The organism is Candidatus Hydrogenedentota bacterium (assembly GCA_013359265.1).
Lineage (GTDB): Bacteria > Hydrogenedentota > Hydrogenedentia > Hydrogenedentales > SLHB01 > JABWCD01.
This window is the reverse complement of sequence record JABWCD010000002.1, coordinates 54,662-80,153: the sequence shown is the minus strand read 5'-3', so window position 1 is coordinate 80,153 and position 25,492 is coordinate 54,662. Positions and strand designations below refer to the sequence as shown.

Below are 25,492 nucleotides of genomic sequence, written 5' to 3'. Positions count from 1 at the left end.
AATCGCTCGACCCGCCGTCGGCCCGGCCGCGCAATGACAACCGGATCAAAGCATGGGCCAAGGAGTTCGTCGACGCGAATCCCGCTCCGGGCATTTGCATTCCGTGGGCGGTGAAACGCAAGGAACTCGACAACCTACTCGGCGATGAAGCCATCGTCCAGCGGGTATGGGAGAACATCGAAGGCTTTGCCTACACGTATATCTGGCACTGCCTCGTGTCGTTTTGACTACGTCGCCGCGGCGCTGAGGTAGTCGAGCGCGCCCTGCGGGTCGGGTGCGTAGGCCGTCGCGCGAATGCGCCGCGCGAAGTCGTCCGTTACCGGCGCGCCGCCGACGAGAATGGGAGTGCTCGGGCTGACCCCATGGACTGCCTTGATGATTTTCTCCATGTTGACCATGGTCGTCGTGAGGAGCGCACTGAGCCCGACGCTGCAGCCGGGGTTGTCGCGCACCGCCTCGACGAATTTGTCCGCGGTAACGTTCACGCCCAAATCGATGACTTTGTACCCGCCGCCTTCGAGCATCATGGCGACGAGGTTTTTGCCAATGTCGTGCAGGTCGCCTTCGACGGTGCCGATCACGAAGGTGCCGCGGTGATGCGTCTGGCCGGAATCGAAGTACGGCTTGAGGTGCGCCATCGCCGCCTTCATTGCCTTCGCCGCCATGAGCAGGTCCGGCACGAAAGCTTTGCCGTCGCTGTACTTTCGACCCACGCGCGTCATCCCGACGATGAGACCCTCCGCGAGCACGGTTTCCGCGGACACCCCGTCGTCCAACGCGCGCTTGGTCAATTCATCTGCGCCGTCCTGGCCCCTCAAGTCCGGCGGATACGGCGATTCGCGGTTGACTTTCCCCCGTTCCAGACACAGTGCAATGCGTTCGATGATTTCGCTCATACGTCCCCCTGCACTACAATTGCGCGGCGATTCGCGCCAGCCCAAAGGCGCGCCCAAGCGATAGTGCCACATATATTCTACAGAAAGCGGCCGAGCGATTCCGAGTTGCCCGAAGCGACGGCAGAGTGCAATTCCTCCTATGGACATTTTGCTTTGATTAGCATGGGCAAACCATGACGCCTCGCGAGCGCGTTATACGCGCCCTCGAATTCCGGACTCCGGACCGGGCGCCGCGCGACCTATGGCACCTGCCGGGGGTAGCACAGTTCCGCAGGAGCGAGCTGGACGCGTTGCTTGCGCAATATCCTATCGATTTCGCCCAGCCGGTCGCGCGGTATGGGCAGTCTCTGCGCGCGCGTGGAACGCCCGACCGCGTAGGGTCGTATACCGACGAGTGGGGCTGCGTGTGGGCCGTCGCGGAAGACGGCGTAGTCGGCGAAGTGAAAGTCCATCCGCTGGAGGATTGGAGCGCCCTGGCCAAGTTTGCGCCGCCGTGGGAAGTGCTCGATGGTGCGGATTTCTCGGAAACGAACGCGAGTTGCGCGGCGACGGACAAGTTCGTGCGGAGCAATACGTCGATTCGGCTTTTCGAGCGCATGCAGTTTCTGCGTGGCGTCGAGAACCTGTTCCTCGATTTGGCGTATCTGCCGGCGGAACTCTACACGCTGCGTGACATGGTCCACGACTACTACGTGCGCGAAATCGACCAGTGGACAAAGACGGATGTGGACGCGATCTTCTTCATGGACGATTGGGGATCGCAGTCCAATTTGCTGATCGCGCCGGACTTGTGGCGCTCGGTGTTCAAGCCGTGTTACGCAGACTACTGCAATCGCATCAAGCAAGCCGGCAAGTTCGTATTCTTTCATTCCGACGGCTTTATCGATCCGATTCTGGCCGATCTCATCGAAATCGGCGTGAACGCCGTGAACTCGCAGTTGTTCTGCATGGATATCGAGTTCATTGCGCACCGCTTCAAGGGAAGAGTTACGTTTTGGGGCGAGATTTGCCGTCAGCAAATTCTGCCATTCGGGACACCGGACGACGTGCGCGCGGCCGTGCGGCGCGTGCGGCGGGCGCTTGACGATGGAACGGGCGGCGTTATCGCGCACTGCGAATGGGGCAACGCAGACGCCGCCGAAAACATCGCCGCGGTGTTCGAAGCGTGGCTATAGCCCGGATTTTTCACGCGAACAGCAAAAAAACGTGTGCTATCCGTTGCGCCACATGAAGTTCCATGGTTTCCGGTCTATACAGGCTGTTCGCGTGAAAAATCCTCCCGCCACGCGCTCAAAGGTTTACTCGTGAGCTCAGGGAAGAACAGCGCGTCCACATAAATCTCCTGGAACGCGGGGTCCAGGGAAAGATCAAGGTGTTCGGTCCGCTTCGCGAGTTCCTCCGCTTCACGGCGCGCTTTCAACGAGGTCGCCGCGAGACGCGCACCGGCCAGCGACGTGTTGCCGACAAACGCTATGCGCTCCGGATCGACGTCGCCGGGCAACAGCCCCATGCGCTGCGCGTTGGAACACCGAATGTAGTTGCCGAAGGCGCCCGCCACCAGCACGCGCCGCAGTTCGGCCGCCCGCACGCCAATCCGATCGAGCAGAATCGCAATGGCGCTTCGCACCGCGGCGGTCGCGAGTTGCACCTGGCGCACGTCGTTCTGATACAGCGCAATCACCTGCCCCGTCTGCGTCTCGTCCGCATCCGCGATGACAAAGCCCAGTTGATCGTCGAAATAGTGAATGCGCCGCACAACGGCGCCGGGAAGCCCTTCGGGCAACTCGTTCGGCCCCAGGAGCACGCCCGATTGGCACACGATTCCGAGACGCAACAGTTCCGCGACGATGTCAATAAGACCGGAACCGCAGATGCCGATGGGTTGCGCGCCCCCAATCGTCTTGTATACGAGATCGTCTTCGATGTGGACTGCCTCGATCGCGCCCGCGGCCGCGCGCACACCGTGGGCGATGCGTGTGCCCTCGAAGGCGGGGCCCGCGGCGCAGGACGTAGCAACGAGTCTCCCGTCGGCGTTCGCCACCAGTTCGCCGTTCGTTCCGATGTCTATAAAGAGCGAAGGGGTTTCCGCCTCCGCGAAGCGGGTCGCCGCCAGTCCCGCAACGGTATCTCCGCCGACATAGCCCGCGATCGCAGGGAACACGTAGCAATGCGATTTCGCGTGCGAATGTATGCCGATCTCGGATGCGGGCAGGTGCACAGCCGCGCTGACGGCCGGCACGAACGGCGAGACGCCGATGGATACCGGGTCGATGCCTAACAACAGGTGCTGCATAGTCGTGTTGCCGGCGCAGGCAATCGCGTAAACGCTATCGATACGCGCGTCCGCATGTTCGGCGAGGTCCTGAAGCATCTCGTTTATGGAGTCGACGATATCGTGGCGCAAGCGCTCGCGCTTGTCCGGCGTGCTCGCGTAGGAAATGCGCGCAAGGACGTCATCGCCGAATTTGGTTTGTGGGTTCAGGCGCGCGGCGCGCGCCAGTTCGCGGCCATCCGCAAGATCGATGAGCGACGCAGCGAGGGTCGTCGTGCCGATATCAAAGGCCGCTGCGACGCACGCCGGCGCGTCGCCGGGCGGAGAAAACGCGAGGAGTCTGCGGTCCGCCAGAACTGCCGTGCCGCGGAAGTCCTGCTCGCGAAGCAACGCGGGCAGCGCCCGCATCATGCCGAGGTCCAGTTCGAGCGGGCCCAATTCGCGTTCGAGCCGCTCGAGGTCGCTCGCGTCGTCTGACAATGACGGCATTTCGAGCACCACGGACCGCACGCGGACCGGCGCATCGGAAACGTCGAATGCGCCCGAGTGCGCGTCTGCAAGGATTTTGTAGGTGGACGCCAACAACGACGTTGTCGGCACTTCGACGATCAGGGGCGCGAACACGCGCATCTGGCACGCGAGATGAAATCCCCGCTGCAATTCCTCGTGGTTGAGCAGGGACCGTTCGGTGTTGGTCCATAAGGTCGCGCCGCCGGTGACCTGCACCTTGCACTTGCCGCAGTTGCCCTGTCCCCCGCAGGGCATATCGAGCGAAATGCCGGCGAGCGCCGCCGCGTCGCTCAGCGAAGTGCCCCGCGCGACGGACACCGTCGCGCCGGAAGGCAGAAAACGCACTCTCAGCAGGTCGTTGCCCACGCTCGGTTCCCTATCGGGGGGATTCTCTTCGTGCCGATCGAACGGTTGCCGCGATCTCGCGAATGTGGCCGGGCGTCGTGCCGCAGCAACCGCCGATGATGGACGCACCGGCGCGCACGAGCGCGGGGACATACGCCGCCATCGATTCCGGCGTCTCGGGATACTGCGCGGCGTCGTCGACAAAAGCGGGGATGCCCGCGTTGGGATGGACGACGATGGGCGTGTCCGGCGCCGCCGCGTGCAACGCTTCCACAATCCCAACCATCGTAGAAGGCCCTTGACTGCAGTTCGAGCCGATGATGTCCGCGCCGGCGTCCACGATCGCCGCCGCCATTTCCGCCGGCGACACTCCCATCATTGTGCGATGCACGCCGTCAACGACGCGATCGAAGGTGAAGGTGCAAATCACCTCGAGGTCCGTATTTTCTTTCGCCGCCTTCACGGCGAGGACCGCTTCGTCGATTGCGGACATGGTCTCGATGCAGCATGCGTTTGCGCCGCCCTCGGCCAAGGCCTCCGCCTGTGCGCGAAAAGCGTCGTAAAGCTCCCGTTCCGTGACATCGCCCATCAGCAGAAACTTGCCGGTCGGGCCCATCGAGCCGATGACAAAATGGTCGTTGCCGGCGGCCTCGCGGGAAATTGATGCGGCCGCCCTATTGAATTCGCGGACGCGAGCGCCTTGTCCATAGTCCCCCAACTTGAACGACGTGCCGCCGAAACTGTTCGTCGTGATAAGTTCGGAACCGGCGGCGATGTATTGCGCCCCGACGTTGCGCACGGCATCCGGGTTCTCGACATTCCAGAGTTCGGAACATACGTTCGGCGGCAGACCCGCGGCCATGAGCATCGTGCCCCATGCGCCGTCGGATACGAGGAGCTTCTTTTCGCGCAACGCATCTCGAATAGTCTGCATTGTGGTACTCCTTATACCGCCGTGGTGACCGGTTGCGCCGGGTAGACGGCCTCTTCGTGCCATATTCTCCAAATGAGTTCGTACCGCTCCAACGGCAGGCCGGTGTAAATGCAGTTGCTGGTCGAGAATACGTAGCCGCCCCCCGGCATGCCGTGCCGAATGGAGTAGTGTGCGGACTCGATGACCTGTTCATCGGTGCCGGAATTCAGCAATCCGCAGTTCACGTTCCCGATCAAGCACACTTCGCCGCCGTAACGCCGCTTCACTTCCGCGATGTCGACGCCACCCTGCGGATCGAGGGAGTGCAGCGCGTGCGGTCGGGCTGCGACGAGTTGATCGATGATCGGCATGATGTTGCCGTCGGTATGCTTGATTACGTAATAGCCGAGGTCGCGCATTCCGCTGCACAACTTCGCGAGATACGGCGCGACGACTTCGCCGAATAGGTCCGGGCTCAGGAACGGGTTGTCGTTGTAGCAGTAGTCGGCACAGAGCGCGAACCCGTCGAGTCCGCCGCGTTTCGCCAATCGCTCCGCCTTCTCGAGCATGCGGTTCACCTTTTCGTCGGCTTTGTGCTTGGCTTCGTCCAAGTTTTCGTAGAGCCACGACACCCACGAGACCATCTTGTCGCCCGGCGGAATCTCGTAGGTGGCGTCGCCGTGCAGCATCAGGAAGTAGGCGTCACCCGACATGTCGCGAACGAGATCGATCATGCGAATGTCTTCGTCTTCCGTGCTTGGGTTCGTGTGCAGGAAAATTGCATTGTGTTCGTAGCGTTCTGCGGTCTTGATGAAGAGATCGGCCATGTCGGCGCGGTGCAACGCGCGTTCGCGGTCCGTCATTTGCAGCCACTGCGCGTAGTTGCGATGCAGCGGGTGCACGCGGCCAAACGCTTCCATGGTGAGGAAGAACACCAACTCAAAATGCGGTACGCGCCCGCTTGGAGGACGCCGCTCCAAAGCGGCAATGAATGACTCGCGTGGCGTCATACGCGGACACCCCGCGTACGGCGATTGATACGAGAACATGACGAGAAGCGGATGCGAGCGAATCGCATAGCTTTTCCCCCAGAATGCGGGCCGTTCCCCAACGGCCAGTGCTATTCTAGCTATTGATCCAAATTTCCGGCAAGTTTTCGCGCCGCAGCGGGCGCTTCCTGTAGACTTGTGGCGTCCGCGCCGGGGGGATGCGGGCGACGTAATAGACTGCGACAACGACGGGGGACCCGAGTCGTGGTATCCAATCCTTTTCTGGGCGTCATGCTCCACGCCATCGGCGGGCTCGCCGCGGGCAGCTTCTACATTCCATATAAGGGGGTGCGCGGCTGGGCGTGGGAAAGCTACTGGTTGGTGGGCGGAGTCTTGAGCTGGATAGTTGCTCCGTGGATCGTGGCGCTGCTCACCGCGCCGGACGTGCTGGGAATACTCGCCGATGCGCCGCGTGAGAGCCTCTTCTGGAGCTACGCGTTCGGAGTGTTGTGGGGCGTAGGCGGCCTGACCTTCGGTCTTTCGATGCGTTACCTCGGCATTTCGCTGGGGTACGCAATTGCGCTCGGGTTCTGCGCCGCCTTGGGTACGCTGATTCCACCAATGTTCACCGGCGAACTTGCCGGCATGATGGCGGCGGCGTCCGGCCGTGTGGTGCTCGCGGGCGTCGTCGTGTGTCTCGCGGGGATCGCGGTGTGCGGTCACGCGGGCATCCAGAAGGAGCGGGAGCTTCCGGAAAGCGGCAAGACGGCGGTCATCGCGGAGTTCAACTTCTGGCGCGGCGTTTGGGTCGCGGTGTTCGCGGGGGTGATGAGCGCGTGCATGTCCTTCGCCATCAATGCCGGTAAACCGATCGCGGCGCTCGCCGTTGAACGCGGCGCGGCACATCTGTGGCAAAACGCGCCCGTTTTCATCGTCATTCTCGCCGGTGGATTTACGACCAACTGTATATGGTGCGTTTACTTGAACGTGCGGAACAGGACGGGTGGAGACTACCTGCGCCGCGACACACCGCTCTTGGCAAATTACCTGTTCAGCGCACTCGCGGGCGTGACGTGGTACTTGCAGTTCATGTTCTACGGCATGGGCACGACACAGATGGGCCGCTACGATTTCGCGAGTTGGACGCTGCACATGGCGTTCATCATCGTGTTCAGCAACATCTGGGCGCTTGGATTGCGCGAGTGGAAAGGGTGCAGCAAACGCACCACGGCGTGGATTCTCGCGGGCCTCTTGGTGCTGATCCTCTCGACCGTGGTAATCGGGTATGGGAACAAGTTGGCGGGTAGCGGGTGAGGGCCGGTGGCGGGTGGAAAGTATGGGACCGATGAGACCAATGAGACCAATGAGTAGGAAAACTGTACTTCGGCTGATCGCGCTATTGGCGGTGGTTGGAAGCAGTCTTGTGGCGTCCGCGGCGATTACGGTTGGCGACTTGAAGTGCGAGTATCGGCGCGAACCATTGGGGATCGACACGGTAAGACCACGATTGAGCTGGAAACTCCAATCCAAACGCAGGGGCGCCGCACAAACCGCGCATCACGTGATCGTAGCGAGCGACGCGAAACTTCTCGACGAAGGCACGGGCGATCTGTGGGACTCCGGGAAACGCGATTCGGATCGATCCGTGCTCGTGCCATACGAGGGTAAACCGCTCACATCGCGCCAGCAGTACTGGTGGAAGGTCCGCGTCTGGGACGAGTTGGGGGAGGCGTCCGAATGGAGCGCGCCGCAGCGGTGGAGCATGGGGATTCTGCGTTCGGAGGAGTGGACCGCGCAATGGATTGGCGACGATTCCAGCCCCGTACGGAAGGGGCTTAACGGCGCGCATTGGCTTTGGTACCCGGAGGGAAATCCGGCGGAGGGGGCTCCGCTTGGCGCGCGATACTTCCGGTTCGCGTTGGACGTGCCCACAGACAAGCACATCGATTCCGCGCGGACGCTGATTGCCGCCGACAATTCGGCGTCGGTCTTCGTGAACGGCACTCCAGCCGGTATTAATCCGGACTATCACATCGCCGGGGAATTTGACATTGGAGAACTGCTGAAGCCGGGACGAAATGTTGTTGCGGTGAAAGCGGAGAACGGCGGCGAATCGGACAATCCGGCGGGTCTCATTGGCGTCGTCGAGGTGACGTTTTCGGACGGTTCTATGCTTAGAAGCGCGACCGATGCGTCGTGGCGCGTGGCCAAGGAAGATGCGGCGAATTGGACCGCGCCGGAGTTCGACGATTCCGCGTGGGCGCCGGCGATGGAGCTTGGACCGCACGGCATTAAACCGTGGGGCGATGTCAGCATTCCGGAGGATCGACGTCTGGCCGCGCGCATGCTGCGGCGGACTGTGGAGCTGAATAAACCCGTGCGGTCGGCGCTGGTGTACATGGCCGGGCTTGGGCTGTCGGAGCTGTACGTGAATGGAAGGCGCATCGGGGACCATGTGCTGTCGCCCGCGCTGAGCGACTACACGAAGCGCGTGTATTACGTCACATACGACGTGACGCCGGAATTGCGCCCGGGTGCGAACGCGATCGGCGTGCAACTGGGCAACGGGAGGTATTACGCGCCGCGCGGCAGTTCGTTCGTGGGCATGTTGAGTTACGGTTACCCGAAATTGCTGCTGCAACTGCATGTCGAGTTCGAGGACGGCACGTCGCAGGTCGTCGTGAGCGACGCGCAGTGGAAACTGAGCACCGATAGTCCCATCCGTACGAACAACGAATTCGACGGCGAAGAATACGACGCGCGGATGGAGACTCCGGGATGGTCCGAACCGGCGTTCGATGATTCGACGTGGCGGCCCGCGACGGTAGTTCCGGCGCCGGAAGGTGTGCTCGCGTCGCAGTCGATCGAACCGATTCGGGTTGTCGAAACGGTTACGCCGAAATCCGTCCGCCGCGTAAAGCCGGGGGTCTACCTCGTGGACATGGGGCAGAACATGGTCGGGTGGTGTCGCGTGCGGTTGAACGGGCCCGCGGGAACGAAGGTGCGGATGCGCCACGCGGAAACGTTGAAAGACGATGGCAGTCTTTACGTGGCCAATCTTCGCAGCGCGAAGGCCGAGTACGTGCATACGCTCAAGGGAAGCGGTGACGAATTTTGCGAACCGCACTTCACCTATTTCGGGTTCCGTTACGTCGAAATGCGCGGCGTTCCGGGTGAGCTGTCCCCGGATATGATCGAGGGAAAAGTTGTTCACGATGACGTCGAGCCGGCGGGGACGTTCGCGTGCTCGAACGAGACGATCAACGCAATATATCGCAACGCGGTGTGGGGTATTCGCGGGAATTATCGGAGCGTGCCGACCGATTGTCCGCAGCGCGACGAACGGCAGGGATGGCTCGGCGATCGGTCGGAAGAATCGCGCGGAGAGATGTACTTGTATGACCTCGCATTGTTCTACGAGAAGTGGGTACAGGACATGGAAGACGCGCAAAAGGACACCGGCTCCGTACCGGACGTTGCGCCGCCGTACTATCCGTTTTATACCGACAACGTGACGTGGCCGAGCAGCTTCATCATCATTCCAGGGACGCTTTACGAGAAGTACGGCGATATGCGTGTGATCGAGAAGCATTATCCCGCGATGAAGCGTTGGGTAGATTACATGTGCCAATTCATCAAGGATGACTTGATGCCGCGCGACCAATACGGCGACTGGTGCGTCCCGCCGGAATCGCAGGATCTCATCCACAGCAAAGATCCGAAGCGGAAAACATCAGGCGATCTCATTGGCTCCGCCTACTTCTACCACGACCTGACGTTGATGGCGCGGTACGCGTCACTGCTTGGAAAGGCCGGCGATGCCGAACGGTTCTCAGGACTTGCCGGGAAAATGAAATCCGCGTTTAACCGGACCTATCTGAACGAACAGTCCGGCACGTATGACAACGGCACGCAGACATCGTGTGTGCTGCCGCTGGCGTTCGGCATCGTGCCGGAAGCGCGACGCGCGGCGGTGTTCGATCATCTCACAAAGAAGATCGCGGTCGAGAACAACGGGCACATCGGCACAGGGTTGATCGGCGGGCAGTGGCTGATGCGGACGCTTGCGAGCAACGGGCGCAGCGATATCGGTTACACGCTCGCGACGCAGCGCGATTACCCGAGTTGGGGCTACATGATCGACCACGGCGCGACCACGATCTGGGAGTTGTGGAACGGGAACACGGCCGATCCCGCGATGAATTCGCACAATCACGTGATGCTGCTGGGCGATTTGCTTGTGTGGTTCTACGAGTATCTCGCAGGCATTCGGCCGGATCCCGAAGCGCCGGGATTCAAGCACTTCATCCTAAGGCCGGAACCGGTGGACGGATTAGACTTCGCTCGCGCGACGTATCGCAGTCCGTATGGCGTCATCGAAAGCGAATGGAAACACGACGGGGACGAATTCACGTGGAGCTTGAGTGTGCCGCCGAATTCGACGTCGGACGTGTACGTACCCACCTCGGACGCGGGCAGCGTTTCCGAGACGGACGGCGCGGAGAACGATGCACAGCGACTGGAACCGCTCAGGAAAGAGGCGGATCGGGTCGTTTATCGCGTGGGATCGGGGACATACAGATTCTCTTCGGTGAAGTCCTAGCAAAAGCACCGGCTACCACAAGGATTTTCGAGACGTTCGATTACGATTACGAGCACGATTACGATTACGAGCATGATAAAAGCGAATATGGTTTGGGTGTGTCTCATGTCATAGGCATGCGGTCTCGAATGGCCATCCGAGGAGCGTTGCCACCTTTTTGAATTGCGATGCGTTGTGGCCGACGGACATCGCGAAATGGTGCGTCGGGCCCATGGGGAACCACGCGTCCATCAGTTCCACGGGACTTACAGCAAATCGCACGGGCGTCATCGTGTTGCCGATGCGGAGGATTTCGCCGTCGGTTGCGATGCCCTGGTTCACGATCATTTTGAGCTTTCCGTCGAGCGTTTGAGTGATGCCGAGCGTAGTTACGGGGCCTCGTTTCACTTTTGCCTCGACGGACACGCCCGAGCCCCATTTGCCATGGTAGAGGCCCATGCCGCGGAGAATCGGTTTGGAATCGGCGATGGCGATATGGAAGGGTCCGTCATGGCCCATGAGGATTGTTTGGTCGACGAAATCCGTCGCGACGAGTTCGCTGTAGCTTCCACCGACACCGAGCAAGTCGCATATCTTCATCGCGACGGCCGTTTTCATGTCGCCCTCGCCGGAGCACGGCACACCGCGCGCAGTGAGCAGCGAGTGGCCGAGGATGAACGCTTCCTGTAACCGCTCGTACTCGTTGCCCGGCGCGCCGCGGTAGTAGTAGGTCAGTGCATCGAGGCTGAATTCCCGCACCAACTTTTCCTGCGCGGCGGCGACGGTGCACGACCAATCGAGTTGTTCCGGCGTTGGTTTCTTCGCGAGCGGATCGCTGGGCGAGTCCTCGCTGATGATGAAGAATTCCGCGACCTCGCGTTGTTTGGCGCGTTTTTCGTCGTCCGTGACGGAGGAAACGAGCCGCGCAAGATCGCACATCTCGACGATTTCGACATGCATGCCGGTTTGCGCCTGGATCATCGTGAAATCGCTGTACATATCGAGCATGCCGGGATAGGTATGGCCGAGGAAACCCATGCGGCCCTCGCGCAGCGATCGCACGACGCCAGCGGCGCGGACCCATTCCTCGATCTCGCGCCACGCATTGACAGCTTCAGGGCGATCGGAGGTTGTCTCGTTCGCGACGGAGATCGCGGGCGTTTCGTCTAGGCCGAGCAGTCCGTTGACGATGTGGAACGGGATTCCCGATCGCGTTAAGGCGTTCGCCAGCTCCGGGACGCAGCATGCGCAGCAGTGCGCGAGCCATTCGCCGGTCGTGGTTTTCGCGTAGTTCATGCGTTCGGCGGGTTGGAGGTTTAGGACGATCGCGGGTCCGTTGCAGCGTTGAAACACGGGGAGTACGAACGCGCTCATCGCGTATGTCGCGGCGTGGCAGAGGACCAGATCGGCGTTGCGACTGTTGAAGAACTCGCCCGCCGCGCGTCCCTTCTCCGGCGAGTCAACCATGCCGAAGTTGTGCACTTCCGCCCAGTGCGCGACTTGTCGTTCAATGAACTGGCCATAGCCGACGAGGCGATCGTGCAGGCCCGCGAATTGGTTCCAGTAGTGCGGATGACCAATGGAGAAAAGACCGACGCGCGCGCGGCGGGCTGGATTATTTGTCGTTTGCAGCATTGCTCCATCCTCCATTCAAGTCTTTGTCTTTAAATGCGGAAGTAATCCTGCCTCACCGTCGTGCTCGTACTCGTAATCGTGCATTCGATCCGTCGACATTCCATAAGGCTAAGACCAAAGCAGAGCTTTTCAAGAGCGCGTTCCCAAATGGAAATTTGGGAACGAGGAAAAACGAGGCACGAGTACGATGACGACGCACGAGCACGAGCACGAAAGCGTCATGTGCTTCCTGGTGACGCGATTAGGTTCGTCACGAACGCGAAGGCCTTTTTCGCTTCTTCCAGCAGTTCAGCCTGCGTGCCGGGTTTCAGGCATTCGACTATCAGCGGGCCGGAGGTGAATCCGCCGCGTTTGAGCCGCGCGAGGACCTTCGGGAAATCGACCATGCCCGTGCCGGGGGTCACGTCGACTGTCTTGGGTTCGCGGTAGTCCTTCACGCTCATGCCCACGACAAGCCCATCCACCGTCGCGGCGTCGTCTACAGGATTCAGCTTTCCATCGGAATAGAAGAAAATATTTCCCGGGTCGTACCAGAGTCGAAAGTTCTTTTGGTTCACTTTTTCGATGAGCGCGCGGCATTGCGGGCCGGTCGCGTTTGTGCCGCCGTGCGGTTTCACGCTGATCCCGATGCCCTTTTCCGCGGCGTAGGCGCAGGATTCGCCAATGGCCTTGTAATAGACTTCGCCCAGTTCCGGCGTGCCCACGCCGCCCATCATCAGGTTCGCCACGCCCGCTGTGGCGCAATTGTCGATCAGCTTGCGCATCCCCGCGATGCCGGCTTCGATGGAATCGAGCGGAATGTCGCCACCGTACGCGGAAGGCAACCCGAGCCCGTGTTCCTTGCACTCCTCGCCGATTGCGGCGGCTTCCTCGGGCGTCGTGTTTACGGTGATACCGAACTTGTTCGGCGATTTCGTGGTCAGGAGGCCGGTGTACTTGAAGCCGGCCTCGGCGATGGCGTCCAGCGCGACGGTGTGTTCAAACTGGTTCCACGGGCGAAGGTAGCAACCGATCTGCCACGTGGCGGCGAGCTGTTCGGCGGCAAAGGACGCGGACGACGCCGCTAGCGCGACGGAGCCGCTTGCCCGGATGAGAAATTCTTTGCGTGAAATGGAAGATACCATGGCCTACCCCTTCCGAATTTCGCGGGCCTTGGCATCGTACGCCATGCGATGCCCCGTATCGTAAGCGCGCATCGCCATGATCACCGCGACGGCGTGCTGGTATCCCGCGTCGATAGATGCATGCGGCGTCTCGCGCGAGCGGATGCACTGCAACCAGTTTAGCATGTGGTCCGGGCGCTCGACGTGATCGATCATTTTTGGTTCGGGCACGCACGCCTTGTTTGGTCCCGCGCCTTCGCCCGAAAGGATCGGCTTGTCCCAATTCACGAGATCGATCATGCCGTTCTCGCCGAAGATGGCGAACGAATCGCCCGCGGCGTTGCCGAAATTGGTCGTGTAACTGACCATGAACCCCTCGGGGTAAATCCACGTCGCCTGCACGTGATCGGGACAGGTGAACTTGTACTCGTCGATCCACGTGAAGATGCCGCCCTGGCACACGCTGCTCTCGGGGAACTGGGCGCCGGTGATGTAATGCACCAGATCGATGAAGTGAGAACCGAGTCCGGGCACCGGCCCGTCGGAGTAGTCGCGGTAACCGTACCATCCGGAATAGCGGCGCGGATCGAATTCGCGCTTCGGCGCGTGCAGGAGGAATTCGTCCCAGTCGACGTCTTCGCGCCGCACGTCCTTCACGTAGCCGTACCAATATGGCCGCCACTCGTTGCGGTGTTGTTCGATGCGGCCGACCTTGCCGAGAATACCGGTTTTGTACACCACGCGCGCGCCCGTCATGCTCGCCATGCTGCGTAGTTGTGTGCCGACTTGGACGACGACCTTGTTCTTTTTCACGGCGTCGCAGGCTTTCTTGACGCTGTCGAGGTCCTTGCCGAGCGGTTTTTCGATGTAGACATCCTTATTTGCATCGGCCGCGGCTTTCAGGTGCGTGGCGTGCTGATGGTCGCAGGAAGCGATGGTGACGGCGTCGATATCGTCGAGCTCAAGCAGATCACGGTACGAGACCAATTGCCTGGCGTCGATGTTATACCACTCTTTGCAGCGCGCGGCGGCCTCTTCACGACGCGGCCGCCACGGGTCGCATACCGCGGAAATGACCACGTTTTGCGCCTGCGCGTGCGTGTTGATGCCGCGCATGTGCGCTTCGATACCGCGGTTGCCGCAACCGATGATTCCGATGTTGATGCGGTCGTTGGCGCCAATGACGCGCGCGTAACTCGATGCGGACATCGAGATCGCCGTCGCGCCCGCGGCCGTTTTTAGGAAGGCGCGCCTGTTCGTAACGAACGACATGGTGTGTTTCCCCCTGTGACGCCGCGCTCCCCCGAGTCGCGGCGCGTGAAGTCGTTTTGTGAGAAGCTTAGATCTTTGCTTTCGTCCACGCCTGATAGATGGCAACCTTCGCCGGATCGGCGGAGGACTCGTAGGCGTTCAACGTTTGTTCCAGCCCCTGGCAAAGCTTCAGCGCCGTATCGACATAGAGCTTGTCAGCGGCGGATTTCGTGGGTTCCGGCAGCGCCGCCAGCTTGCCTGCGTCGTTCAAGCGTTTGCGCGCAACGATCGCGTTGATAGCTTCTACGGCCAAGCCCGCGTGCGACGCTTCGTAGCTGTTACGTGAATCGCTGGCATCAAGGGTTGAAGCGAATTTCGCGATACGGGCCGCAAGCGCTTCGGCGTTGTTCCCTGCGGAGACCGCGAACAACTGCGATGCTTCCGTATCCAGATCCTGCTGATGGCGAGCGGACAGCTCTGGCGCGGACCCAACTTGGTCAGTCGCGCTACCTCCGAGACCGATCGCTACAACGGCGGAGTCGGGCAGCGCGCCGTATTCCAATCGAACGGATCGTTCGTCAAACGTGGAACACGGGTTCCCATTGATTGTCACGGATGTCACGGGGCCCTGTCCCACGGTGCGCAACGCTATCCGTTTCGTGCCGAACCGGACGGGGAATTTTTGATCGAGCCGCGTAATGCCGGTGGGAATGTGCGGGATGATTGTCAGCGTGTCCGCCGTGTAGAGGTATTCGAACAGTCCGCGCACGATCGCCGCCATCGGCCCGAACGAGTCGTAACACAAATTGTACGCTTCCTTCGGCTGGTACACGGCGTTGCCGAAATCGACGAGGGGATTGTCGAGCCGGAACTCACGCGCGAAGCGCATCATGTGATTTACCGCCCGGCGCGCGTCTTCATATTTGCCGAGGCGGAAGTACGCGAGGTCCATGCGGGCTTCACAGGTGGACCAGTGGCCGCCGTTGACCCAGGTCCCGTGTTGCCAGAGCCACGACGTGGGCTCCTCGTACATGTCGTCGAGGCCGGGTTCGTTTGCGATGATGATGTCGTGGCGGCGCAAAAGCGGGATCGACGCGATCTTATCGTAAATCTTGTTCGCCTGAGCGTCGTCCACGATGCGGAATGCAATTGCGTCGTGGTTAGGCGAGGATTCGAAATAGCCGTGCTTTTCCGCTCCGAATACGCCGTGGCGCGTTCCGTCGGGATCGAGCGATTTGATGAAGTAGCCTTCGTCTGTCGTGACGTGTTTCAGGCCGAGGCGCGCGCGGTCGCGACGGTCGGTGTATAGGGCGACTTTCTCCGTCGCATTTGCAAGCTTTTTGAGTTCGATAAGACGATCTAGCGCTGCGATATAGGTGATCGATAGTCCGGTCAGATACGCCTTGTCGTACGTTCCATCCGGACGCTTCCAGCCGGCGAAGCTCGGCGCGAGAAGGTTTCCCGCCGGTCCGGCAAGGAAGAGATTGTTGGTCGGGTCACGTCGCGTTTCGATGAAGTTCGCGCTGCGCTCGAGCATCGGCAGGTAATGCGCAATTTCCTTCGCGTCGCGGCTGATCAACAGCAATTCTGCTTGCAGCACAACGCCGGCGGCCGTGAATTCCATGCCCCAATCGTGGATGTCTGTGCGGCCGTCGCCTTGTTTGTAAACGATCCAACCCGGCGACGCCGCGTCGCATAGACATCCGTCGGGCGCGACCCAATCCTTGTATCCCACGCGCTTGCCGTCGCCCATCTGGTCGAACCAGAGGTCTTGCGAGTTCTGCAGGAACGTCGTGAACGGCTCTTCGAGGAAGGGTAGCGCGCAATACGTCGTGCCGTAGCTGTTTTGTATCCACCACGCGCCCCAGGTGGGCCCTTCGACGAGACCGTTCCAGGTGGGCATATAGAGCATCGACAGGTTCTGAAACTCCGGATCGCACGCGAACATCCGGCGCGAGATATCCAGCAGTTGCAGGTACTCAATATCGCCATCGCCGGAATAGTACCGGCCCGTGAATTGGGGATTTCCTTCGGCGGCGAATGCCGCGAAGGCCGTTAACAGCAGAGATGATATGGCGCTACATGCGCGCCAGTTTCCACGGGCCGCGCATTTCGCGCTCCAACCGATGATTGGCTTCCGCATCGTCAATGAACCGCTCCTTCTTTGTGTCCCAGCGCACTTCCCGATCAAGACGAATGGCGACATCGCAGACCTGGCATAGCAGGTCGCCGTGGACCGCCGATTCGATCGGGGATATGGGGTCCTTGCGCGATTTTACAGAGTCTATGAAATTGCGCATGTGGTGATCGCTTTTGATCAGGTGCACTTCGTTAGGTTGTATCACGGAGTCGACAAGATTTTCGGGAAACGTGCGAATGACGTTTCGATTCACGTGCACCCAGCCTTCCGTACCTTCGAATGCCGTGCCGTGTCCGCTGATTTGGCCGTAGCGCTCCTTCCATTCGGCGGGCGCCGGCTCTGAGCGGTAACGTATGTCGATTCCGCTTTCGTAGGCACATGTAATGTCCCAGGACGTGGCGGTGTCGCAGAGGCCTTCGGCCGGGAACGTTCCTTTGCCGCTGATGCGCACGGGAGATTGCGCGAGTTTTCCGGCGCCCCACAGCGCGATATCGATAGGATGGATTCCCCAACCGGCGATAAAGCCGATTGCGTAATCGGAAATAAACCACCACCACTTGTTCGTCTCGCGTTCCGTCGTGTAGGGAACGTCGGGCGCGGGGCCCAGCCAGCGGTCGTAGTCAAGCGTCGGCGGCACGGGCGCCTGCTCGGTGGGTCCGCCGGACACGCTTGCGGGCGACCAGACGTTGATCGACTTTAGTGTGCCGATGCGCCCGTTCAGCACCAGTTCGCACGCGCGGCGGAAGCGATCGTCCGATCGTTGTTGCGTGCCAAATTGAAAAATGCGTTTGTGGCGGCGAACCGCTTTGCGGAGCGTCTGATCCTGTTCGAGACTGACGCCCAGCGGTTTCTCGACGTACACATCTTTTCCCGCGCGTACCGCGGCCACGGCGTGCAGCACGTGCCAGTGATCGCACGATGCGACGATGCACGCGTCGATGTCGTCGCGTCCGGTGACGGCCTCGAATTCGTTGTAGGCGTCGCAGGCGCTGTTCCCGTAATACTTGTCGATGGCCGCTTTGGCCGCTTCGCGCCGGTCACGTTTGACGTCGGCGACGGCACGAACCTGCACGTCCGGCTGCCGCAGCGCGGACCCCATCAGGTAGGCGCCGCGATCGCCCACGCCGATACACCCGATGACGACGCGTTCGCTTGGGGCCGCGCGCCCGCCCCGCCCAATGGCGGACGCCGGAATAATGGTTGGGAATCCCGCCGCGATCGATCCGGCTACAACGCCGGCCTTCAGGAACCCCCGTCGAGACAGAGTGGTATTCGCCCCCATAATGAAGCCCCCCGACTTCGTGTGCCTATTATACACCTACACCCGCGCGAGAACACATAAACGCGCTACGCTATTGACGGGCGGGGAGCGGACTGGTAGCGTAGCAACGCTGCAAGTCATTGGTGCATGGGCGGCAGTCCGTCCCGCCGCTGGAAGTCGGGTCAATCGCCGGGTTTGGTGCGCACGTTCGGGCAGGAAGAACTCAAACCACAGGAGGGGTGCATAACCGATGAATAACACTACCCGGCATCTATCGGCGGCGGTGCTTCTGGGCGCCTTGGCATTTTTCCCCGGGCCAGCCAACGGCTCCAGTCATAGCGACGCTCCATTGGTTTCACAGGACCCCGACGCCAACATCACCGATGTCTACGCTTTCGTCGGTACCAAATATGACGACGCTGGCGTAAAGGTGCTTAACGTCATTGTGCATGTCCACCCGTATTGTGAACCTGGCGCAGGAGCAATTTACGACCGTTTCGCCGATGACGCGCTGTACAGTATTCACATCGCCAACCCCGTGACCGGCGAGGGGGTGCGCCGCTACGATTTCAAATTCTCCAACAGCAATCCCGACGGTGGAGCGCGGTTGAAGAACAAAGACACCATTCTTTCGTACGGCCTCGGGACCGAGTTCGGGCCAATACTTGACGTCAACGATGCGCGGCACAATTTCACGCAGACGTACTCCGTCACACGCGTGAACAGCAACGGCAACGAGACGATTCTGGGCAGTGATCTCCTGACGCCGCCGCCCAATGTTGGGCTGCGCACGACGCCGTTCTACAACGACTCGCAGACTGGCCGCGCGATTTCCGGCGCAGTCGATTTTGGGTCGTTGGACAAATACACACAGCAGACGCTTTACGCCCTGCCATCTGGGGTCGCAGTGTTCGCCGGCCAGCGCGAGGACGGGTTTTACAGCGATATCCCCGGGTTTTTCGATCTCCTGGATTCGCGCATCATTGACAACAACGGTAACCTGGCCGATGGTCTTGGACAAGATGGCGGCGGCGTGGACGGAATGAAGGGCTATAACGTGCTCGCGTTCGCGATTCAGATTCCGGTTGATTCGCTCCCTTCATTCGAATACACCGCACCGTTCGCGGATTTGGCGAACGCGCTACCGGCAAACGGCACGGCGAACGGCGTCGGCGTGTACGCCACGGTCGGCCGCCCGCGCAAAACCATTCGCCGCGTGGACGGCGATCCGAAAACATCGGGGCCGTACATTCAGGTCAATCGCATGGGCAACCCGCTGTTCAATGAGCTGTTCATCGCGCTCCGGAACAAGGACAAATACAGCCGCACGCAACCTGTGACGGATGCGAACAAGTTCATCGATTACGCGCTCAGCCCCGAGATTGCATCGCTCTTCAACACCGTGTTCGGTACGAGTCTCGTCACCTCCGGCCGCACCGATCTCGCGGACGTGTTCATACCCGACGTGCTGCGTGTCGATACAACTACTGCAGCGGTGCCTCTTCCGGGACAGATCGGCTTCAACCGCCTGGGATTCTTCGGTGGCGATACGATCCTGGACAGCGGCGCACAAACGAAATCCAGCGGCTGGCCCAATGGACGCCGTCCGGGGGACGACGTCGTGGATATCGCGCTGTCTCTCGTGGCGAGTGGTCCGGTTTACTCGGTAGTCACAATCATGGGTGACAACGTCGCCGCGAATGACCAAGTCTTCAACCAGATTTTCCCCTATTCCGGGACGCCGCATGCCGGACCAAGTCATTCCAAGGATTCCGGCATCAACGATGACTAGCAGTTTACCGGACACGTTCCGGTTCCAACGCGGGGGGCAGTGCGGCGCCCGTCCCGTGCCGGTGCGCCCACTCGAGTCAAACGCCCCCCCAAAAAGACACGCGCATTGACGCCCCTCCTCGCGTTTGCGAATTGGTGCGATAAAAAGGTACAATTTCATATATATTCGGCTATTCGCTGGCGTATCGGGACAGAAGCCAGGGGGAACGGGTAGCCGGGGGGAAGGCTAAAGCGGTGTGCCGCTTGGCCTTAAATGCCGAAGTGGAATTTTTGTTCGTTTTGGCGATGGTCGTGCTGGCCGCCGCGATGGTGGCCGGAGGGCTGGTCGTTTCCCGTCTGGTCGCGCCGCGACGTCCCGGCGGGCTCAAGGACATCCCCTACGAATGCGGCGAGCAACCCATCGGCCAGGCCTGGATTCAGTTCAACGTCGGCTACTACCTTTTCGGCCTGCTCTTTCTTGTATTCGACGTTGAAGCGGCGCTGATGTATCCATGGGCGGTCGTGTTCCGCGCCGTCGGGCTGCCCGGACTCATCGAGATGGCCATCTTCATGTTCGTCCTCATCCTCGGCCTCGTGTACGCGTGGCGGAAAGGGGTCCTGGAATGGGTGTAGCGCTCGAGAAATTGCCGGGCATAGTCGAGCGTTTTCCCGGCGGCTCGGTCGCGATCACGCGGCTGGACCAGGCGATCAATCTGGCGCGATCGAACAGCCTGTGGCCGCTCATGTTTGGCACGAAGTGCTGCGCGATCGAAATGCTGATGGCCACGGGCGCGTCGCACCACGACCTTTCGCGCTTCGGCGCGGAGGTGGCGCGCGCCTCCGTGCGGCAGGCCGACCTGATGGTCATTGCGGGGGCGATCGTGAAGAAGATGGCGCCGCGCATGCGCCTGCTCTACGAACAAATGGCCGAACCGAGATACGTGATCGCAACGGGATCGTGCGCCATTTCAGGCGGGCCGTTCATGTACAACTCCTACACCGTCGTCCGCGGCGCCGACGAAGTCATCCCGGTCGACGTATATGTGCCGGGATGTCCACCGCGGCCCGAGGCCTTCTTTTGGGGGCTGCTGACGCTCCAACGCATGATTCGCGAAGGCGAGACGATTCGAGAACCGGGGATTCGCCGAAAGCCGGTCATGGCTGCATTGCCGGAAGACGTGACGATCCACGAGATTCGCAAGGAAATCCGCGGCACGTTGATCGACGAAAACGTGATCGACGTCGAAAAATCCGCGAACGAGAAACCCTGGGCCCAAAAGGTGAGAGAATGGATTCGGAAAGCCTCCTCACGCTGATTGGGTCGCTTCATCCCACCGTGCAACACAGGCCGCATGCGGATCGCGCCGCCATTGCGGTTGCCGTGGAAGACTTGCTCGGCGTCATGAAATCCCTGCGCAACCACCCCGAACTGCAATTCGATTTGCTCCTGACCCACACGGCCGTAGACGTGCCTCACGAAAACCGATTCGAGTTGGTGTACGTCCTATACTCTTCGGTCCACGGGCACTCGATGTTTGTAACGGCAAACGTCAAGCGATCGGAACCGATCGCGCCGTCCGTATGCGGCATCTGGCCGATCGCGGAATGGCAGGAACGCGAGGCCTACGATCTTCTCGGCGTGCTCTACGACAACCATCCCGACCTGCGCCGCGTGTTTCTCGAAGACGACTGGCCGGGGTTTCCGTTGCGCAAAGATTATCAGGACGAGTACATGCTGGAGCTGCCGAAGTGAGCGTGCAGGTCCGAACGCTCGACGAACTGCTGCACGCGCCGCTCATTGCCGACAGCGAACTGACGACGCAGGAATACCTCGTCAACATGGGGCCTCAGCACCCCATCGCGCACGGCTCGTTGCGCGTCGTGCTGCGGCTGGACGGCGAGACGGTCAAGCACGTCATTCCCGTTCCAGGATACGTCCACCGCGGCGTCGAGAAGATGTGCGAACACCTGACCTACCGCCAGATCGTTCCGTATACCGATCGGCTCGATTACCTGTCCGCGATTATGAACAACTGGGCCGTCGCACGGATGGTCGAAGCCGCCGCGGGCATTCCGACGAACTATCGCATCGAAACGATTCGCACAATCATGGCGGAACTCCAGCGTCTCCAGAGTCACGCGCTGTGGTGGGGCGTGACGGGCATGGACCTCGGCGCGTACACGGCGTTTCTCTACGGGTTCCGCGAGCGCGAGATCATCGGCGAAATCTTCGAGGAAACAATCGGCGCGCGGCTCACGATGAATTACATTCAGCCCGGCGGGCTGATGTACGACATCAAGCCCGATTTTGCCGCGAAGGTGAAGAAACTCCTTCCGTACCTGAAAGACTGCATCGAACAATACGAGACGCTGTTGAGCGGAAACGTGATCTTCCAGGAGCGTCTGCGCAACATCGGCATGATCGACGGTGCGCGCGCGCTTGCGCTCGGGTGCACCGGGCCGATCCTGCGCGCGAGCGGCGTCCCATACGACCTGCGCGCAGCCGAGCCCTACGGCATGTATGGCAAGGTGCAGTTCAACGTCGTCGTTGGCGCCGTCGGGGACTGCTGGGACCGGTACTACGTGCGGCTCGAAGAAATGCGGGAATCCATTCGCATCATCGAGCAACTCATCGACAATATCCCAGAAGGCCCGATCGCTACGCTGCGATACAACGACGACATCATCCTTCCAGAAGGCCTGCACTATGGACATGTGGAAACGGCGCGCGGCGTATTCGGAGTGCTCGCCGCATCCGACGGAACGAGCAAAACGCCGTACCGGCTGCACTTCCGCTCGCCCAATTTCAACAACCTCTGGGTAGTTACGGCAATCGCCGCGGGTTGGCGTATCGCCGACTTTATCGCAATCCAGTCGAGCCTCGATTTGGTCATACCGGACATCGATCGATGAACGCAACGGATATACAGCCGCCGCCCACGGCCGGCCGCGTCTGGCAGACGATCACCGTCGCTCAACGCGCGGCGGATTCGGCCGATGAGAACCTCTGGCTCACGGCGGGCTACTTCCTCGCGTCAATGGCCGGCGTGGCGCTGCTGCTGTCGTTCCTCGGAATGGCGCTGATCTATATCGAGCGCAAGGTCGCCGCGCACTTCCAGTGCCGCGTCGGGCCAATGCGCGTAGGGCCCTTCGGTCTGTTGCAGACGGTCGCGGACACGGTCAAGCTTGTGTTCAAGGAAGATTTCGTACCGCGGATGGCCGACCGCTGGCTGCACATGCTGGCGCCGTTCCTCGCACTGCTCGTGCCGGTTGTTCTCTTGGCGCTCATTCCATACTCGCCCGCCGCCCAAGTCGCCGACCTCAATATAGGCATCTTGTTCATCACCGCCATCGGTGGGTTCGGCGTGATGGGAATCCTGATTGCGGGATGGAGTTCGAACAACAAGTGGTCGATGATTGGGGCCATGCGCGCGGGCGCGCAGATCATCTCGTACGAGCTGTCCGCCACGCTCGCGCTCTTGGTCGTCGTCTTGTTCTCCGGCACGATGTCGCTCTCCGGCATTGTGCACAGCCAGGAATCGGGCTGGTGGATTTGGCGCGGCCACGCTGCGGGACTTTGCGCGTTTCTAATCTATCTCGTCGCGTCGACCGCCGAGTTGAACCGCACTCCTTTCGACATACCTGAAGGCGAATCCGAGTTGACGGCGGGTTTCCATACGGAATACTCCGGCCTGCGCTTCGCCTTCTTCTTCCTCGCCGAGTTCATCAACATGTTTACGGTGTCGGCGTTGACCGCAACGCTGTTTCTCGGCGGCTGGATGCCGTTTCACATCGGCGACTGGTCGGCGTTCAACGCGTCGATGGACGCGATTCCCCCGGCGCTTTGGTTCATCGGTAAGACGACCGCAATCATTTTCATCATCATGTGGTTTCGCTGGACGTTCCCGCGCTTGCGCGTGGATCAACTCATGCACCTCGAATGGAAGGTATTGTTGCCGATCGGGTTCGCTAACCTGCTGGTCGCGTCGGTCGTGGTGCTTACGAACGCGTATCCGTTCCCGGTGGCGGCGCCATAGCCATGGGTATGATCCACTCCATACGGGTCGTCAACGAGCAACGCCAGATCGCCGGCAAGGTCGTGCCGGTGGCCCTGGTCCTGCGCAACCAACCGCCGAGCCGGCTGCACGTCGCGTTCAACGCGGTGCTGGGGCTGTTCAAGGGAATGTGGCTTACGCTGCGCTATTTCTGGTCGCCGGAAGACATCGTTACCCGGCAGTATCCGGAGAACCGCGATACCTTGACGCTCACCGAACGGTTTCGCGGAAACCTGCGATTCAAGTTTCCGAACGAAACCGCGCACGAAACGCACGCGGCGCTGCTCGAGCACCTCGCCCACGAGACGCAGACCGACGCAAACGTCGCGGCAGAGTGGATTCGCGAGGACGACGAAACGCGCTGGTACCACAATTGCACCGGCTGCGCGAAGTGCGAAGAGGCGTGCCCGAACGCGTCCATACGCATCATGACGCGCCACGGCGAGATTCTCGACGATCGCGAGATCGATCGCTTTGTGTGGCGGCTGGACTCGTGCATGTTCTGCAACGCGTGCGTGCAGGCGTGCCCCTGGGACGCGATCGAGATGACCGGTGGGTTCGAGAACGCCGTGTACGACCGGCGCCTGCTGGTATACAACCTGAACAGGCTCGCCGGGCCGCGCATCAATCTGATTCAGGACGAGGCGAACCCGGAAGTGCGCAAGCGGATGATCGAGAAGCGCGACCGCTACGGCGGGCCGGTGCCGCTCAATGGAACCGGACTCCCAAACCTTCCACCCTTGACCGCCGCGCTTGCGCTTGAACACCACGCGGGCGGTCCCGAACAGGCCCCGGGGGCGGCATGATCGCGGACGCCACATACACCGTCCTGTTCTACGGGTTGTCGATCGCCGTTGTCGTGCTCGCGCTGGCCGCGGTCAACGCGCGCCAACTCCTGCGCGCCGCGCTCGGCCTGATGGGTATGCTTGCGCTCAGCGCGGGATTCTATGTCATGTTGCGCGCGGAGTTTCTCGCGGGCGTTCAGATTCTCGTATACGTCGGCGGCATTGTCGTGCTGATCGTGTTTGCAATTATGCTGACCCGATCGTCGGAGCTTTTGGAAGACCATCCGCGCGCGGCGACCCGTGCGTTCGGCGCGGTGTTTTCAATTGCGTTTATGCTCATCTCGTGCATGGCCCTGCGCGCAACGGAGTTCCCCGTCGTGCCGAACGCAGCGCCGTCTGGCGACGAAATCCACAAAATCGGCGTGGCGCTTCTCGATAGGGGATCGGCGGGATACCTCCTTCCGTTCGAAGTGGTTTCGCTGTTGCTGCTGGTGGCGGTCGTCGGCGGCACGGTCGTCGCGCGCAAGACGCCGCCAAAAGACCAGCCATTTACAACCGGCGGCGACCTTCGCGGCGAAACGATTCTGCATCCCGCCCGCGTCCAGGACGAATCGCCGCCCGCCGGGGGCAAACCATGACGGAATTGCTGGCACGCTTTGCGCCGGGGATAGCGGAATGGCTGACGTTGTGCGCCGTCCTGTACGCGATAGGCCTTTACGGATTGCTCACGCGCCGCAACGCCATCGCGATCCTGATGGCCGTCGAGATCATGCTGAACGCGGCGGCACTGAATTTTGTAGCTTTCAATCGCTTTATCGCGCCGGATGCCGTCGATGGCCACGTCATGGCGATCTTCATCATCGTCATGGCCGCGGCCGAAATTGTGGTGGGCATGGCGATCGTCGTCGCGCTGTACCGCCTGCGCGGCAGTGTCGACGTGAACCAAATGAACTCGATGAAGGGTTGACGCAATGACGAACGGCGC

General features: G+C 60.9%; 21 protein-coding genes. 12 read left to right on the top strand and 9 right to left on the bottom strand.

Annotation, left to right across the window (positions count from 1 at the left end; translation table 11 throughout):
* Positions 1-44: 44 nt before the first annotated feature.
* Positions 45-227: a hypothetical protein gene (locus HUU46_01470; GenBank protein NUM52289.1), complete on the top strand. Its 183-nt coding sequence runs from the start codon at positions 45-47 to the stop codon at positions 225-227.
* Here HUU46_01470 and HUU46_01465 read toward each other — a convergent pair whose 3' ends face one another.
* Complete coding sequence (locus tag HUU46_01465) at positions 228-896, bottom strand: cobalamin B12-binding domain-containing protein (GenBank protein ID NUM52288.1); 669 nt, start codon at positions 894-896, stop codon at positions 228-230.
* Positions 897-1,069: 173 nt separating this feature from the next.
* Here HUU46_01465 and HUU46_01460 point away from each other — a divergent pair, with 173 nt between their 5' ends.
* Entirely contained in the window at positions 1,070-2,071 is a 1,002-nt protein-coding gene (locus HUU46_01460) for a hypothetical protein (protein ID NUM52287.1), read from the top strand.
* A gap of 74 nt (positions 2,072-2,145) precedes the next feature.
* Here HUU46_01460 and HUU46_01455 read toward each other — a convergent pair whose 3' ends face one another.
* Genes HUU46_01455 through HUU46_01445 form a run of 3 tightly spaced genes read right to left on the bottom strand, consistent with a single transcriptional unit; the run spans position 2,146 to position 5,946 of the window.
* Positions 2,146-4,044: a DUF4445 domain-containing protein gene (locus HUU46_01455; GenBank protein ID NUM52286.1), complete on the bottom strand. Its 1,899-nt coding sequence runs from the start codon at positions 4,042-4,044 to the stop codon at positions 2,146-2,148.
* A 10-nt stretch (positions 4,045-4,054) separates the two neighbouring features.
* Positions 4,055-4,957 carry a homocysteine S-methyltransferase family protein gene (locus tag HUU46_01450; GenBank protein NUM52285.1) on the bottom strand — a complete coding sequence of 301 codons (903 nt, stop codon included), beginning with the start codon at positions 4,955-4,957 and terminating at the stop codon, positions 4,055-4,057.
* An 11-nt stretch (positions 4,958-4,968) separates the two neighbouring features.
* Positions 4,969-5,946: a hypothetical protein gene (locus HUU46_01445; protein NUM52284.1), complete on the bottom strand. Its 978-nt coding sequence runs from the start codon at positions 5,944-5,946 to the stop codon at positions 4,969-4,971.
* Between the two features lie 243 nt (positions 5,947-6,189).
* Here HUU46_01445 and rhaT point away from each other — a divergent pair, with 243 nt between their 5' ends.
* Positions 6,190-7,239, top strand: a complete 1,050-nt coding sequence (rhaT, locus tag HUU46_01440) for an L-rhamnose/proton symporter RhaT (GenBank protein NUM52283.1) — start codon at positions 6,190-6,192, stop codon at positions 7,237-7,239.
* Positions 7,240-7,288: 49 nt separating this feature from the next.
* Positions 7,289-10,528, top strand: a complete 3,240-nt coding sequence (locus HUU46_01435) for a family 78 glycoside hydrolase catalytic domain (protein NUM52282.1) — start codon at positions 7,289-7,291, stop codon at positions 10,526-10,528.
* A gap of 108 nt (positions 10,529-10,636) precedes the next feature.
* Here HUU46_01435 and HUU46_01430 read toward each other — a convergent pair whose 3' ends face one another.
* From HUU46_01430 to HUU46_01410, 5 genes are all read right to left on the bottom strand, one after another.
* Positions 10,637-12,142: an L-fucose/L-arabinose isomerase family protein gene (locus HUU46_01430; protein ID NUM52281.1), complete on the bottom strand. Its 1,506-nt coding sequence runs from the start codon at positions 12,140-12,142 to the stop codon at positions 10,637-10,639.
* A 218-nt stretch (positions 12,143-12,360) separates the two neighbouring features.
* Entirely contained in the window at positions 12,361-13,266 is a 906-nt protein-coding gene (locus tag HUU46_01425) for a sugar phosphate isomerase/epimerase (protein NUM52280.1), read from the bottom strand.
* A 3-nt stretch (positions 13,267-13,269) separates the two neighbouring features.
* The gene (locus HUU46_01420; GenBank protein NUM52279.1) at positions 13,270-14,517 is read right to left on the bottom strand and encodes a Gfo/Idh/MocA family oxidoreductase; all 1,248 of its coding nucleotides are present in this window, start codon (positions 14,515-14,517) and stop codon (positions 13,270-13,272) included.
* 67 nt (positions 14,518-14,584) lie between these two features.
* Entirely contained in the window at positions 14,585-16,639 is a 2,055-nt protein-coding gene (locus HUU46_01415; GenBank protein ID NUM52278.1) for a hypothetical protein, read from the bottom strand.
* Positions 16,575-17,918 carry a Gfo/Idh/MocA family oxidoreductase gene (locus HUU46_01410; GenBank protein NUM52277.1) on the bottom strand — a complete coding sequence of 448 codons (1,344 nt, stop codon included), beginning with the start codon at positions 17,916-17,918 and terminating at the stop codon, positions 16,575-16,577. The genes HUU46_01415 and HUU46_01410 overlap by 65 nt, the downstream gene beginning before the upstream one ends.
* Positions 17,919-18,147: 229 nt before the next feature.
* On the opposite strand from HUU46_01410, the gene HUU46_01405 reads away from it, so the two are divergent.
* The 8 genes from HUU46_01405 to nuoK all read left to right on the top strand — a co-directional run bounded on the left by HUU46_01405 (position 18,148) and on the right by nuoK (position 25,474).
* Entirely contained in the window at positions 18,148-19,689 is a 1,542-nt protein-coding gene (locus HUU46_01405; protein ID NUM52276.1) for a DUF4331 domain-containing protein, read from the top strand.
* A gap of 284 nt (positions 19,690-19,973) precedes the next feature.
* Positions 19,974-20,300: an NADH-quinone oxidoreductase subunit A gene (locus HUU46_01400; protein NUM52275.1), complete on the top strand. Its 327-nt coding sequence runs from the start codon at positions 19,974-19,976 to the stop codon at positions 20,298-20,300.
* Entirely contained in the window at positions 20,291-20,983 is a 693-nt protein-coding gene (nuoB, locus tag HUU46_01395) for an NADH-quinone oxidoreductase subunit NuoB (GenBank protein ID NUM52274.1), read from the top strand. The genes HUU46_01400 and nuoB overlap by 10 nt, the downstream gene beginning before the upstream one ends.
* 289 nt (positions 20,984-21,272) lie before the next feature.
* Complete coding sequence (locus HUU46_01390) at positions 21,273-22,580, top strand: NADH-quinone oxidoreductase subunit D (protein NUM52273.1); 1,308 nt, start codon at positions 21,273-21,275, stop codon at positions 22,578-22,580.
* On the top strand, positions 22,577-23,704 hold the full coding sequence (gene nuoH / locus HUU46_01385; GenBank protein NUM52272.1) for an NADH-quinone oxidoreductase subunit NuoH: 1,128 nt from the start codon (positions 22,577-22,579) through the stop codon (positions 23,702-23,704). The genes HUU46_01390 and nuoH overlap by 4 nt, the downstream gene beginning before the upstream one ends.
* A gap of 2 nt (positions 23,705-23,706) precedes the next feature.
* Positions 23,707-24,528, top strand: a complete 822-nt coding sequence (locus HUU46_01380) for a 4Fe-4S binding protein (protein NUM52271.1) — start codon at positions 23,707-23,709, stop codon at positions 24,526-24,528.
* Positions 24,525-25,145 carry an NADH-quinone oxidoreductase subunit J gene (locus HUU46_01375; GenBank protein ID NUM52270.1) on the top strand — a complete coding sequence of 207 codons (621 nt, stop codon included), beginning with the start codon at positions 24,525-24,527 and terminating at the stop codon, positions 25,143-25,145. The genes HUU46_01380 and HUU46_01375 overlap by 4 nt, the downstream gene beginning before the upstream one ends.
* Complete coding sequence (gene nuoK / locus HUU46_01370) at positions 25,142-25,474, top strand: NADH-quinone oxidoreductase subunit NuoK (GenBank protein NUM52269.1); 333 nt, start codon at positions 25,142-25,144, stop codon at positions 25,472-25,474. Before HUU46_01375 ends, nuoK begins: the two co-directional genes overlap by 4 nt.
* Positions 25,475-25,492 lie beyond the last annotated feature (18 nt).